The organism is Phenylobacterium sp. (assembly GCF_036563285.1).
Taxonomy (GTDB): Bacteria; Pseudomonadota; Alphaproteobacteria; order Caulobacterales; family Caulobacteraceae; genus Phenylobacterium.
The window spans coordinates 1,504,477-1,517,770 of record NZ_DATCMR010000011.1 but is presented as its reverse complement, the minus strand read 5'-3'; the positions used below and the strand labels follow the sequence as shown (position 1 = coordinate 1,517,770).

Sequence of the window (13,294 nt, the reverse complement as noted above, 5' to 3'; positions counted from 1 at the left end):
GCGCGAGAAGGGCGCTCCGAAGCTGCTCGAGCCGATCATGTCGGTGGAAGTCGTGACCCCGGAGGAGTACCTGGGCTCGGTCATCGGCGACCTGAACGGCCGCCGCGGGCAGATCCAGGGGCAGGACGTGCGCGGCAACGCCATCGTCATCACCGCCTTCGTGCCGCTGTCGGACCTATTCGGCTATCCTGCTAACGTTCGCGACATGTCAGAGGGCCGTGCGGCCTACGCGATGCGATTCAGCCACTACGACGCCGTTCCGGTGTCCGACCCGGACCCGCCGACGTTCTCGCCCGCGGTTGGCATGCGGGCTTAGGTCAGCTTCCCACCCTTCGCTGACGTCCGAACCGTCGGCTACGTAGCGGCCATTCCACGGCAGCTTAAGACGGGTAGCGGACACCCACGCGCCGGGCTCATGTGAGACGAGGGTGAGGAGAGGTCGCCGGTGAACGTCTATTCGATGGCTGTGTTCGAGAACTCGGCAAACGATGCCGTCGTGGTGGCGGTCGAGCCTTGGGCCACCGTGTACACATTGAACCCAGGGCAAAGGCTTATCGTGGAGTCAGTGCACGAGGACGATACCGAAGTGCCCATAGTCCCCTTCGTTGAATTCACACGGCATGCGGACGGTAGCGTAACCATTAGCTGTGCTCGGGCCAGGCCACTCCCCGCACCGATCCACTTTCAGCTCGGCCTACCCAAGGGAGTCCGCATTACTGCGCCAGATCGCGTCGATACGGTCTCATATGCAGATCATTCGGACACCTAGGTTCCGCTATCGAACCCTGAGCGCGACATTCGGCGCCTGATCACGGATGAGCACCCTCGATGGCCCAGCGCTCGCGCAGGCGAGACAGCAGTCGCTGCGCAGAGATGCGAGAGCGCTCCTTGTCCGCGCCGGGGAAGAAGCTGATGCGCAACGAGCGCTGCGGCTCTTCAACATTATCGACAGACGTTTCGAGCCTCCCGCGCCTTCGGAGCACCATCATCGTGAGCTGACGCTCAGACCCTGGGTGCTGCTGTCGCCACAAGTACGTCTGGTTCTTACTTGCATCGTGAAGGGTCAGGCCCTCTGAGCGAGCGTGTTGGCTGACCATGAGTTTGAAGCCGGCTACGTCGTCCGTATCGCGCACCGTCACATGCACGGTCTGATATGGCTGCCTAGGTTCACCACAGGACGAGATAACCAGGGCGCAGGCCACGCATGTGGCGATGTGTCGAAGGGTCCGTCGGGCGCCCATTTCCCGAGCTTAGCCGGTCATGGCCCGCTTTCCACCCCTGGCGGACCTTGGCGAGGTCGGGTTCAAGGACGGGTGTCACCCACACCCGCGCATTGATCTCATGGCAGCCAGTCTGCCTGCCGGCCTCGGCAACTCAAGGATCGCGCGGCACGCGCGACCGCGCCGCGGCGGCCCTCCGGGCCGTCCTTGACTTGCCGAGACCGGCAGGCTCGCATCCACCGCGAGATCAATGGCCAGGAAGCATCTGAAAATGCTCCGCTGACGTCCGCTCGCGACTGGTTGCGCCATGGTCACGGCGATCGGTTCTGTCCAAGCGCAGTCGCTATTTGGCGGAGCAGATCTTCCGGCCCGCTCAGGCTTAGGCCCGTGTAGGTCTCGGCTTCCAAGACGATCTTGGCGGCGCCAAAGCTCCACTCTTCCGCATCGAGTTCCTGCGAGCCGGCCACGCCCCACTTGGTAGCAACGCGCTTCCCGCCGGCCTCTTTGAGAGCGCGCCGCGTGCACTCTCGCAAGGAGCGATCAAACTCGTCCCCTAGAACGACCTTCGCCATAGGGAGGAGCCTACCAGAGTGCTGCACGCTCGCCACCAATAGCTGCCGTTCCAGCGTCCGCGTCGGGCCCATGCGCCTCCCTCGCTGGTGAGCGCCCCCGAACCACTACCGCCGCCGGAACGCAAACGACGCGCCCCACCCCACCGCGAGCGCCAGGCCCATCGACAGCACGCCATAGGTCCACGGCCGCTCGTGGGCGAGGACGTAGAGCGTCCGCTCCACCCCCACCTTCTCCACCGTCAGCACCCGCGTCTTGGTGGAGACCGCTCTCCCGTCCTGGAAGAGTATGATGTCGGCGCGGTAGCGGCCGATCGGCGCCTGCGCCGGCAGCGCGATCTCGGCGCGGAACAGGCCGTCGTCGACGAACCGCACCCCGCGCTGGTCCTCGGAGTAGAGCCCCGCCGCCGTCTTCAGCCGCACCACCGCCCGCCGCCACAGCAGGTAGTCGGCGCCCAGCCGGCTCACCACCACGTCGCGCACGCCGTAGCGGGTCTCGACCTGCTGCTCGGCCGGGGCGCGGATCGGCAGGTGGTCCACTCCGGCGCCGAGCTGGCGCAGCACCCGGAAGCGCGCGATCTCCTCCAGCGGGCGGGTGGAGGCCGCGATGTAGAAGCCCGGCGCGCCCTGGAACACCACCGGCCGCGAGTTCAGCCACAGGCCGAACACCCGCACCTTGCGCGCGATGCGCACCGGCTGCTCGGGCCCGCGCACGATGACGACCACGTCGCTGGGGCGGGCCTGCGGATCGAACACCGCACCGTAGAGCACGATCCGCGCGCCGCGGAAGTCCGTCCGCACCCGGACGTTGGCCTCGGTGAGCGCGGCCGAGACCACGGCCGGCGGGTTCGGCGGGGGCAGGACGGCCGGCGTCATCCGCCCATCCCCGACATCAGCACGAAAGGCTCGTCGGGCCGTACGAACAGCCCGAGCCCCATCCGCAGGCCGACCAGCAGCACGATCAGCGCCAGGATGGCCCGCAGCTCCTCGGCGCGGAACCGCGACGAGGCGCGTGCGCCGTACTGGGCGCCCAGCACGCCGCCCACCAGCAGCAGCACCGCCAGCACGATGTCGACGGTCTGGTTGCGGCCGGCCTGCAGCACGCCGGCCACCACCGTGGTGATGATGATCTGGAAGAGGCTGGTGCCGACCACGATCTGCGCCGGCATGCGCAGGACGTAGACCATGGCGGGCACCAGGATGAAGCCGCCGCCCACCCCCATGATCGCCGACAGAAGCCCCACGAACCCGCCCAGCACCAGCGGCGGGATCACGCTGATGTACAGGCGCGAGCGCGGGAAGCGCAGCTTCAGGGGCAGGCCGTAGAGCCACGGGGGCCGGCGGTCGCGCCTGGGCCGCGCGGGCTCGCCGCGTCGCCGCCGCAGGATCGTCCCCAGGGACTCCATCAGCATCAGCCCGCCGATGATGCCTAAGAAGATCAGGTAGGAGATCGACACCACCAGGTCGGCCTGGCCCACCAGCCGCAGCCAGCGGAACACCTCCACGCCGGTCACCGCGCCCACCACGCCGCCCGCGGCCAGCACCCCGCCCATGCGCCAGTCCACGGCCCGCTTTCGGCTGTAGGCGATCACGCTGGACATCGACGAGGCCGCCACGTGGTTCGACATCGACCCGACCGCCACCGCCGGCGGGATGCCGAGCAGCACCAGCATCGGGGTCATCAGGAAGCCGCCGCCGATGCCGAACAGGCCGGAGATGAAGCCCACGAGCGCGCCCAACGCCACCAGCAGGGGCGCGTTCACCGACACCTCGGCGATGGGCAGGTAGATATCCAAACCTCTAGCGCCTCTTGCAGGCGCGGCGGGTCACCGCGTGAAGACGGAGAGCCTGGCGGCGGTCACCGGGTCAAGGGCGCCGGTGGCGGCGAGGCCCTGGTCGCGCTGGTAGGCCTGCACCGCGAGCTTGAAGTCCCGCGAGGGCGCGCCGGTCGGCTGGCCCTTGTAGTAGCCGAGCCGGCCCAGGATCTTCTGGGCGGTGGCCACCGTCACCTCCGGCGCGCCGGCCGGGCGGAAGGTCTTCGCCGCGCGCTCAGCCGAGGCCAACTGGGTCGGCGACAGCTTAGCTTCCAGCGACACGGCGCTCTCGCGGGCCGGGGCGTCGCCCGACTCCGCGGCGATGGAGAACCACTTGTAGGCCTCGGCCAGGTCGCGCTCCACGCCGCTGCCGGCCTGGTAGAGCATGCCGAGGTTGTACTGGGCGTCGGTCAGGCCGCGCTCGGCGGCCTTGCGGAACCACTTGGCGGCGGCGGGCAGGTCCTGCGGGCCGCCCTGGCCGTAGAAGTAGTCGAGGCCCAGGTTGTACATGGCCATCCGCTCGCCGCCCTCGGCGGCCCGGATCGTCCACTTGCGCGCTTCGGCGGGGTTCTTCGACACGCCGGCCTGGCCGTTCTCGTAGAGCGTCGCCAAGTAGAACTGCGCGGGCGTGTAGCCGCCGTCGGCGATGGTCTTCAGCTTCGCCAGCGCGCCGGGCTTGCGGGCCTGGACGTCGCGCACCGTCTCGGAGAACTGCTCGGCGAGGTTCTCGGTGGCCGTGGAGGGCGCAGCCGCCACCTCGGGCGCCGGCGCCTCTGCGACGGGCTCCGGCGCCGTGGGGCCGAGCGGCTGCGGGGTGATGGCGATCGCGGCGCGCGGCGGGCCGCCGAACGGCGAGGTCTCCACCGCCTGCGAGCTGGCGCCGGTCTCGTTGATCAGCACCATGCCGGCCGCGCCCACCGACAGGGCCGCGGCGCCGCCGACGATCATGAAGGCGGTCTGCAGGGTGGAGTTGATCTTCGGGCGCGCGGTCTTCTGGGCGCCGAACAGGCCGGTCGAGGGCTTGGCGGCGGCGCGCCAGTTGTGCTTGGCCTTGACCTGCAGCTTCGGGCGCGAGCCTTCCGCGGCGCGGGCGTTGGCGCGGGCGGCTTCGATCACCTCGCGGGTGGAGAGCGGCCGCTCCTCGGTGGAGAGCGCCTCCTGCGGCGGCTTCGGCTGCTCCAGCCCGAAGATGTCGTCCTCGTCCGGCTCCGGGATCGGGGCGAAGCCCACGTCCTCGTCGTCGTGATCGTCGAAGTCGGCCCCGGCGAAGGCCGGCGTGGTCGCGGCCGGCGGGGCCTCGTCCTCGGTCTCGGCGCGGGAGAACAGCTCCGGCCCGAAGGCGGCGGTGGACTTCAGCGGCGGGTCGACGTCGGCGGCGGGACGGGCGGCGCCTGCGCCCTGCTCCAGGCGCTCACGCGCCTCCTCGAGCAGGCGGTGGGTGCGCTCCTCGCTCTGGCGCAGGCGCTCGGCCATGTCGACGGCGGCGCGCTCGTGGCGCTGCTCCAGCCGTTCGGTGACCTTGGAGACCTGCTCGCCCACGTCGTCGATGGCCTGGGCCGTGCGCCGCTCCGACTGCAGCATCCGGTCGGTCAGGCGTTCGGTGATCTTGCCGATCTCCGAGCCGAGCTTCTCCAGCGCCTCGGCCTGCACCACTTCGGCGCGGCCCAGCCGGTCCTCGACGGCGCCGGCGATGCGCACCATCTCGCCGCCCACCTTGGCGATCGCCTCGGCGCTGCGGTTCTCGGAGGCCTGCACGCGCTTGTTAAAGGCCTCGGCCACGGCCAGCAGCTCGCGGCCCATCCGGTCGATGGCCTCGGCGCTGCGCTGCTCGGCGGCCTGCACCTGGGCGGCCAGCTCGGCGAAGCGCTCGTCCACGCGGCCCGATGGGGTGGCCTTCAGCTTCTCGGCGATCTCGTTGCGGGCGGCTTCGACGCGCTCGGCGAGCGAGGCGGCGAGCGCCTCGAGCCGCTGCTCCGCCGCCGCCGTGCCGTCGCGCTCCACACCGTGCAGCCGGCGGTCCAGGTCGCCCAGCGAGCCGCGCAGGCCCTCGAGCGCCAGCGCCGTGCGGGCCTCGGCGTCGGCGAGCCGGGCGCCGAGCCGGGAAACCACCTGCTCGATCAGGGCTGAAGGGTCGCCGGCGGCGATCCCCTCGCCCTGCGCCAGGCGGGCTTCCATGGCGGCCAGCGCCTGGCGGGTCTCGTAGGCGTCGCCGGCCACGCGGCTGACGGTCTGCTCGATGACCCGCAGGGCCTCGGCGGACCGGGGGCCGGCGGACTCGGTCTCCAGCCGGCGCATGCGCTCGGCGAGCTTGGACTGGTCGTCGCTGACCCGGGCGGCCACGGCCATGTGCTCGCGCTCGCCGGCCTCGATCCGGGCGACCGCCGCCCGGACCGAATGCTCGACGCCGGAGATGGCCAGGCCGGTGCGGGTCTCGGACGCCTCGATGCGGTCTGTGAGGCGGTCCAGGGCGTAGGCGATCCGCGCCATGTCGTCGGTGCGCGACGGGGCCGGCTGCGAGCTCACCAGGCGCGGGCGCGGCGCCTCGGCGGAGGCGCGCTGCGGACGGTCCGTGAAGTGATCTTCAGAGGTCACGTCCTCCGGTACATCATCTTCCAGGATCACGCGATTCAGCCACTCGCCCAGGGTCATGCCCGAGCGGCGCGCCAGGTCCTTGGCGACCTCGCGGGCCTTGGGGTCTATCCCCTTCACGCTCCAGGGCGCTCCGGCGCTCATCGAATCGCTCTCCAGGTACTGAAGAGAGGGTAGGCATCGATTCCTGGGGGTGTAAACGCGACCTTAACGCTACATCTGGTGTGCGGAGGCGGTCTTCTGTGGATGATCGGCTGCAACCGGAGGGACGCGCTGGCGCACGCCGGTTCGCCCTGCGATACCCGGTCGCAGATGCCGCTGCCGCTCACCCTGACCCTCATCGCCGTGCTGGCGGCCCTGGTGGCGTTCGCCGGCTGGCGCGGGGCGCGTCCGCCCGACCTGGTCAAGGGCCCGCGGCTGGTCCCCTGGCGCGCGATCATGGTCACCGGCGCAGCCGTGCTCCTGCTGCTGGTGGTCCACCTGGTGAACCTGCTGGGCGTCAGCACCGGCCGCTAGTCAAACAACTGTTCGGTTCCGCTTGCCCGCCCGCGCCCCGACGCTAAGGTGTGGAGCCCTCTCTACTCCATCAGGAGCCTCTCGATGGCCGACTTCGGCGGCGCCGACCTGGACGCCTTCCGCTCGGAGGTCCGCAGCTGGCTTGAAGCCAACTACCCGCCCGAGCTCCGGGACCCCAACGCCAGCACAGACCCCGAAGCCGTGTGGGGCGGCCGCCGGTTCGAGGGCTCCGACGACCCGCAGATCGTCTGGATGCGCCGCATGGCCGAGAAGGGCTGGACCGCCCCGGCCTGGCCCAAGGAATACGGCGGCGGCGGCCTCGACCCCAAACAGGCCCGCGTGGTGGAGCAGGAGCTCGCCGCCGGCCGCTACCGCCCACCCCTCCTCTCCTTCGGCATCTGGATGCTGGGCCCCGTCCTGCTCGAGTACGCCACCGAGGCGCAGAAGCGCGAGCACCTGCCCAAGATCATCAACGGCGAGATCCGCTGGTGCCAGGGCTACTCCGAGCCCGGCGCCGGCTCCGACCTCGCTGGCCTGCAGACCCGCTGCGTCGACAAGGGCGACCACTGGCAAATAGACGGCCAGAAGGTGTGGACAAGCTACGCGGACAAGGCGGACTGGTGCTTCTGCCTGGTCCGCACCGACACCTCGAAGAAGCACGAGGGCATCTCGTTCGTGCTGATCGACATGGCGACCGCCGGCGTCGAGACGCGGCCGATCCGGCTCATCTCCGGCGAGAGCCCCTTCTGCGAGACTTTCTTCACCGAGGTGAAGATCCCCAAGGACAACCTGGTCGGTCGGCTGAACGGCGGCTGGGAGATCGCCAAGCGCCTGCTCCAGTACGAGCGGCAGAATATCTCGGCGGGCTTCGGCGAGGGCGGCACGGCGGGCGGCGCGTCGGGGGACCTGGCCAACATCGCCACGCAGTACGTGGGGCAGGAGGACGGCCGCCTCGCCGACCTCGACCTGCGCGCCCGCATCACCACGAACAAGATGAACTTCCAGGCGCTGCGCCTGACCATTGCGCGCAGCGCGGCGGAGAGCCGGGCGGGCAACGGCCCGAGCGCGGCCACGTCCATCATCAAGTACGCCGCGGCCGAGTTCGCCAAGGAGCGCTCCGAGCTCATGGTCGAGGCGCTGGGGCACCAGGGGCTGGGCTGGGACGGTGAGGGGTACGCCCCGCAGGAGATCGCCGCCGTCCGCGGGTGGCTCCGGACCAAGGCCAACTCCATCGAGGGCGGCACGAGCGAGATCAACCTCAACGTGGTGGCCAAGCGGGTGCTGGGCCTGCCGGATCCCAAGTAGGAGCTAGTCGTCATGGCGGATTTCGGAGGAACCGAGCTGGAGGCCTTCCGGGCCGAGGTCCGCGACTGGCTCGAGGAGAACTTCCCGACGTCCCTAGCGCACGACGCCAATGCGCAGCTGGCGAAGCTGCAGGCCAAGCCGGAGAGCGACGAGGCGCGGGCCTGGCGCCTCGCGCTGGGCGCCAAGGGCTGGGGGGTGCCTACCTGGGCTAAGGAGCACGGCGGCGGCGGCCTTTCGCGCGAACAGGCGAAGGTGCTCGCCGAGGAGATGGCGAAGGTCGGCGGGCACAATCCGATCGGCGGCATGGGCGTGCGGTTCTTCGGCCCGACGCTCTTGGAATACGGCTCCGAGGCGCTGAAGCGCCAGCACCTCCCGGGCATTGTCATGGGCGAGGTGTGGTGGTGCCAGGGCTATTCCGAGCCCGGCTCCGGCTCTGACCTGGCGAGCCTGCAGACCCGGGCGGAAGAGAAGGGCGACCACTTCCTGGTTAACGGCCAGAAGGTGTGGACGAGCGGCGCCCAGCACGCGGACATGTGCTACTGCCTGGTGCGGACGGACACCTCGAAAAAGCACGAGGGGATCAGCTTCCTGCTGATCGACATGAAGGCGCCGGGGGTAGAGGTCAGGCCGATCCCGCTGATCAACGGGACGAGCCCGTTCTGCGAGACCTTCTTCACGGACGTGAAGGTGCCGAAGGACCAGCTGTTCGGGCCGCTGAACGGCGGCTGGACGGTGGCCAAGCGGCTGATGCAGTTCGAGCGGGACTCCATCGCGGGCTCGCTAGGCGCCGGCAACATCGGCCAGACGCTGGCGATGCCCACGATCCCGGAGGCGGCGAAGGCGAGCCTCGGGGTCGAGGACGACGGCCGGCTGGCTGACGCGGACCTGCGCCGGCGGATCACCGATCACCTGATGGAGAACCGCGCCTTCCAGCTCACCATGAAGCGGGCGGCCGAGGATGCACGGGCCTCGAACGGGCCGTCGAACGCCGCGGCGATCATGAAGTACGCCGGCGCCAAGGTGGCCCAGGAGCGCAACGAGCTGCTGGTCGAGGCGCTTGGCTATCAGGGGTTGGGCTGGGGCGGCGAGGGCTTCTCCCCGGTCGAGGTGCAGGCGATGCGCAGCATGCTGCGCTCGAAGGCCAACTCGATCGAGGGGGGCACCAGCGAGATCAACCTGAACATCGTGGCCAAGCGGGTGCTGGGGCTGCCCGACCCGCTGAGCAACAAGAGTCTCCAGTAGCGTTCAAGAGAGTGCTATACTTAGGCTAAGCAATTGAATTAACAGGGAGACTTCCGATGGCCGATTTCGGCGGATCAGAGTTGGACGCCTTCCGGGCCGAGGCCCGCGACTGGCTGGAGGCCAACTTCCCGAAGTCGCTCGCCAATTCGGACATCGCCATGATCCCGGGCGGCGAGAAGCCCACGGGCGACGCGCTGACCTGGAAGCAGCGGATGGCGGACAAGGGCTGGGGCGCGCCCACCTGGCCGACGCAGTACGGCGGCGGCGGGCTGTCCGGACCGCAGGCCCGCGTGCTGCAGCAGGAGATGGACCGCATCGGCGCCTACAATCCGGTGGCCGGCATGGGCACCTCGATGTTCGGCCCAACGCTGCTGGAATACGGCACCGAGGACCAGAAGCAGCGGCACATCCCGCCGATCGTGCGCGGCGAGCTGCGCTGGTGCCAGGGCTACTCCGAGCCGGGCGCCGGCTCCGACCTCGCCTCGCTGCAGACCAAGTGCGAGGACAAGGGCGACCATTGGTCCGTGAACGGACAGAAGATCTGGACGAGCGGCGCCCAGTACGCCGACTGGTGCTTCTGCTTGGTGCGGACCGATACGTCGAAGAAGCACGAGGGGATCAGCTTCGTGCTGATCAACATGCGCCAGCCCGGCGTGGAGGTGCGGCCGATCAAGCTGATCGCCGGCTCGTCGCCCTTCTGCGAGACCTTCTTCACGGACGCCCGCGTCGAGAAGAACGACATGGTGGGGCCGCTGAACGGCGGCTGGACCATCGGCAAGCGGCTGCTGCAGCACGAGCGCTCCGGCCAGGGCGGCGGCCGGATGATGGCCGGGCCGAACGTGGTCGAGCTCGCCAAGCGCTATGTGGGCCTGGACGAGAAGGGCCGCATCGCCGACCCCGACCTGCGGATGCGGATCGCCAGGAACGCCATGGACGCCAAGGCGCATGCGCTGACGCTGAAGCGGGTGGTCGATGAGGCCAAGGGCAACCTGAACCCCTCGGCGACCACCTCGATCATGAAGAACTCCGGCACCTGGATCGGCCAGGAGAAGGCCGAGCTGACCATCGAGATCATGGGTCATCAGGGCCTCGGCTGGGACGGCGACGCGTTCAGCAAGGAGGAGCGCAACGCGGTGCGCACCTGGCTGTCGGGCAAGGCCACGACGATCTTCGGCGGGTCGCAGGAGATCCAGTCAAACATCGTGTCGAAGCGCATCCTGGGGCTGCCGGACACGACGCAGAACGGATGATCATGACCCGCTCGTCCCCGCGCATGCGGGGATCCAAGCGGGCTTTCCGAGTGAGCTCGAGGACCGGTGCGAAAGACATCGGACTCAGCTTGGGTCCCCGCCTTCGCGGGGATGAGCGGAGTTTGGTGGGAGGAAGACATGGCCGACTTCGGAGGCGCCGACCTGGAGACCTTCCGGGCAGAGGCGCGCGAGTGGCTGGAGGCGAACCTGCCGGCTTCGCTACGCGAGGACCCGGACGCGGTCTCCGAGCTGGCGGCCGGCGCGCGCAAGCCCGAGGGCGACCTGGCGCTGTGGAAGCAGCGGATGGGGGAGAAGGGGTGGGGCACGCCCACCTGGCCCACGGCCTACGGCGGTGGGGGACTCTCCAAACAGGAGGCGAAGGTCCTCGCCGAGGAGATGAACCGGATCGGGGCGCGTAATCCGATCGGCGGCATGGGCGTGATCATGTTCGGCCCGACCCTGCTGGAATACGGCAACGAGGCGCAGAAGCAGCGCCACATCCCGCCGATCGTGAAGGGCGAGCTGCGCTGGTGCCAGGGATTCTCGGAGCCCGGCGCGGGCTCGGACCTGGCCTCGCTGCAGACCAAGGCGGTCGACGCCGGCGACCACTATATCGTCACCGGTCAGAAGATCTGGACGAGCGGGGCGCAGTACGCCGACTGGTGCTTCTGCCTGGTGCGCACCGACAACAGCAAGAAGCACGAGGGCATCAGCTTCCTGATGATCGACATGCGCTCTCCCGGCGTGGAGACGCGGCCGATCCTGCTGATCAACGGCACGACGCCCTTCTGCGAGACCTTCTTCACCGAGGTGCGCGTCCCGAAGGAGAACCTGGTCGGGCCGCTGAACGGCGGTTGGACCGTGGCCAAGCGGCTGCTGCAGCACGAGCGGCAGGGGATCTCGGGCGCCGGCGCGCTGACGCCCGGCGCGCAGGCGGGCTCGATCGCGACGCCGCTGACCGAACTCGCCAAGACCTACGTCGGCTTCGACGATGACGGCCGGCTCGCCGACCAGGACCTGCGGCGCCGGCTCACCGAGCACCTGATGGAGGAGCAGGCTTTCCAGCTCACCGGCCGCCGCGCGGCGGAGGAGAGCCGGTCGAACCAGGGGCCGTCGGCCACCTCGTCGGTGCTGAAGAACGTGGGCTCGATGGTCCGCAAGGAGAAGGCGGAGCTGGCCGTGGAGATCCTGGGGACGCAAGGGCTCGGCTGGGCCGGACCGGCGTTCAGCGGGACCGAGATCGAGACGATGCGCATCATGCTGCGCTCGAAGTCCGGGACCATCGCCGGCGGGTCGGCCGAGATCCAGAACAACATCATCGCCAAGCGCATCCTGGGGCTCCCGGAGGTGACCCAGAGGGGGTAACACTATCTCCGCCCGTCCCCGCCCCCGGGCTCGGCCGAAGGCCGACCCGAGGATAAACTCCGGCGGGGATCCAAGCGGCGCTCGTGATGCGCGGGACCAGGCATATTCAGCTTGGGTCCCCGCGTTCGCGGGGATGAGCGGTTTTTTATTTTGAGGATTTTCAATGGCTGATTTCGGTGGCGGGGACGTCGAGGCCTTCCGGACGGAAGTGCGCGACTGGATCGCCGAGAACTTCCCGGCGGCCCTGAAGGGCAAGCCGAACCCGATGATGCGCGAGGAGCGCGACAAGCCGCCGTCGGCCGAGCACGAGGCCTGGCGCAAGGCCATGGGCGAGAAGGGCTGGGGCGTGCCCACCTGGCCGAAGCAGTACGGCGGCGGCGGGCTGTCGGGCGCCGAGGCGCGGGTGATCCAGCAGGAGCTGGGCCGGGCGGGCGCCTACAACCCGATCGGCGGCATGGGCGTGATGATGTTCGGCCCGACGCTGCTGGAATACGGCACCGAAGACCAGAAGCAGCGCCACATCCCGCCGATCGTGAAGGGCGAGATCGTCTGGTGCCAGGGCTTCTCCGAACCGGGCGCCGGCTCCGACCTGGCGGCGCTCTCCACCAAGGCCGAGGACAAGGGCGACCACTTCGTCATCAACGGCCAGAAGATCTGGACCAGCGGCGCCCAGTACGCCGACTGGTGCTTCTGCCTGGTGCGCACCGACTTCACCAAGAAGCACGAGGGCATCTCCTTCGTGCTGCTGCCGATGGACCAGCCGGGGGTGGAGGTGCGGCCGATCAAGCTGATCGCCGGGTCGTCGCCGTTCTGCGAGACCTTCTTCACCGACGCCATCGCCAAGAAGGAGGACCTGGTCGGTCCGCTGAACGGCGGCTGGAGCATCGCCAAGCGGCTGCTGCAGCACGAGCGTTCGGGGCTGTCGGGCGCCGGCGGCGGTGCGGGGATGTTCGGGTCGCGCAAGACGCTCGACCAGCTCGCCAAGGACTACGTGGGCGTGGACGACAAGGGCCGCATCGCCGACGCCGACCTGCGCATGCGGATCGCCAACAACGCCATCAACATGCGCGCCTTCCAGCAGACGGCGTTCAGGGCCATGGCCGAGAGCAAGGGCAATTCCGGCCCCTCCTCCGCGACCTCGATCATGAAGAACGCCGGCACCTGGCTGATGCAGGAGCAGCACGAGCTCACCCTCGAGATCATGGGCCACCAGGGCCTGGGCTGGGAGGGCGAGGCGTTCTCCAGGGAGGAGATCGAGGCCGTGCGGACGTGGCTGTTCGGCAAGGCCTTCACGATCTACGGCGGCAGCCAGGAGGTGCAGTCGAACATCGTCTCCAAGCGCATCCTGGGCCTGCCGGACATGACGCAGAACAAGTGACACCCGCCACGCCGCTCATCCCCGCGCATGCGGGGACCCAAGCTGC

Annotated in this window: 10 protein-coding genes and 1 pseudogene; 7 read left to right on the top strand and 4 right to left on the bottom strand. The window is 69.4% G+C overall.

The window, feature by feature from the left end:
- Positions 1-316, top strand: a pseudogene (locus VIL76_RS18355) (hypothetical protein); the annotation flags it as partial.
- A gap of 1,215 nt (positions 317-1,531) precedes the next feature.
- Here VIL76_RS18355 and VIL76_RS18350 read toward each other — a convergent pair.
- The 4 genes from VIL76_RS18350 to VIL76_RS18335 all read right to left on the bottom strand — a co-directional run bounded on the left by VIL76_RS18350 (position 1,532) and on the right by VIL76_RS18335 (position 6,336).
- Positions 1,532-1,792, bottom strand: coding sequence for a hypothetical protein (locus VIL76_RS18350; protein ID WP_332046488.1), 261 nt, complete (start codon positions 1,790-1,792; stop codon positions 1,532-1,534).
- A 105-nt stretch (positions 1,793-1,897) separates the two neighbouring features.
- Entirely contained in the window at positions 1,898-2,665 is a 768-nt protein-coding gene (locus VIL76_RS18345) for a TIGR02186 family protein (RefSeq protein WP_332046487.1), read from the bottom strand.
- The gene (locus VIL76_RS18340; RefSeq protein ID WP_332046486.1) at positions 2,662-3,585 is read right to left on the bottom strand and encodes a sulfite exporter TauE/SafE family protein; all 924 of its coding nucleotides are present in this window, start codon (positions 3,583-3,585) and stop codon (positions 2,662-2,664) included. Before VIL76_RS18340 ends, VIL76_RS18345 begins: the two co-directional genes overlap by 4 nt.
- 30 nt (positions 3,586-3,615) lie before the next feature.
- Positions 3,616-6,336 carry a peptidoglycan-binding protein gene (locus VIL76_RS18335; RefSeq protein ID WP_332046485.1) on the bottom strand — a complete coding sequence of 907 codons (2,721 nt, stop codon included), beginning with the start codon at positions 6,334-6,336 and terminating at the stop codon, positions 3,616-3,618.
- Between the two features lie 102 nt (positions 6,337-6,438).
- Here VIL76_RS18335 and VIL76_RS18330 point away from each other — a divergent pair, with 102 nt between their 5' ends.
- From VIL76_RS18330 to VIL76_RS18305, 6 genes are all read left to right on the top strand, one after another.
- Positions 6,439-6,708: a hypothetical protein gene (locus tag VIL76_RS18330; RefSeq protein ID WP_332046484.1), complete on the top strand. Its 270-nt coding sequence runs from the start codon at positions 6,439-6,441 to the stop codon at positions 6,706-6,708.
- An 84-nt stretch (positions 6,709-6,792) separates the two neighbouring features.
- Positions 6,793-8,013, top strand: coding sequence for an acyl-CoA dehydrogenase family protein (locus VIL76_RS18325; protein WP_332046483.1), 1,221 nt, complete (start codon positions 6,793-6,795; stop codon positions 8,011-8,013).
- 12 nt (positions 8,014-8,025) lie between these two features.
- A complete protein-coding gene (locus VIL76_RS18320) occupies positions 8,026-9,255 on the top strand; it encodes an acyl-CoA dehydrogenase family protein (protein WP_332046482.1) in 1,230 nt (409 codons plus the stop codon).
- Between the two features lie 56 nt (positions 9,256-9,311).
- Positions 9,312-10,505, top strand: coding sequence for an acyl-CoA dehydrogenase family protein (locus VIL76_RS18315; RefSeq protein ID WP_332046481.1), 1,194 nt, complete (start codon positions 9,312-9,314; stop codon positions 10,503-10,505).
- Positions 10,506-10,643: 138 nt separating this feature from the next.
- Entirely contained in the window at positions 10,644-11,870 is a 1,227-nt protein-coding gene (locus VIL76_RS18310) for an acyl-CoA dehydrogenase family protein (RefSeq protein ID WP_332046480.1), read from the top strand.
- A 163-nt stretch (positions 11,871-12,033) separates the two neighbouring features.
- Complete coding sequence (locus tag VIL76_RS18305; protein ID WP_332046479.1) at positions 12,034-13,248, top strand: acyl-CoA dehydrogenase family protein; 1,215 nt, start codon at positions 12,034-12,036, stop codon at positions 13,246-13,248.
- The last annotated feature ends 46 nt before the right edge of the window (positions 13,249-13,294 follow it).

Bases quoted from the DNA above. Each gene is read 5' to 3' on its own strand.
- VIL76_RS18335 (WP_332046485.1), bottom strand. From the start codon at position 6,336: ATGAGCGCCGGAGCGCCCTGGAGCGTGAAGGGGATAGACCCCAAGGCC.
- VIL76_RS18320 (WP_332046482.1), top strand. From the start codon at position 8,026: ATGGCGGATTTCGGAGGAACCGAGCTGGAGGCCTTCCGGGCCGAGGTC.
- VIL76_RS18350 (WP_332046488.1), bottom strand. From the start codon at position 1,792: ATGGCGAAGGTCGTTCTAGGGGACGAGTTTGATCGCTCCTTGCGAGAG.
- VIL76_RS18315 (WP_332046481.1), top strand. From the start codon at position 9,312: ATGGCCGATTTCGGCGGATCAGAGTTGGACGCCTTCCGGGCCGAGGCC.
- VIL76_RS18325 (WP_332046483.1), top strand. From the start codon at position 6,793: ATGGCCGACTTCGGCGGCGCCGACCTGGACGCCTTCCGCTCGGAGGTC.
- VIL76_RS18345 (WP_332046487.1), bottom strand. From the start codon at position 2,665: ATGACGCCGGCCGTCCTGCCCCCGCCGAACCCGCCGGCCGTGGTCTCG.
- VIL76_RS18330 (WP_332046484.1), top strand. From the start codon at position 6,439: ATGATCGGCTGCAACCGGAGGGACGCGCTGGCGCACGCCGGTTCGCCC.
- VIL76_RS18305 (WP_332046479.1), top strand. From the start codon at position 12,034: ATGGCTGATTTCGGTGGCGGGGACGTCGAGGCCTTCCGGACGGAAGTG.
- VIL76_RS18310 (WP_332046480.1), top strand. From the start codon at position 10,644: ATGGCCGACTTCGGAGGCGCCGACCTGGAGACCTTCCGGGCAGAGGCG.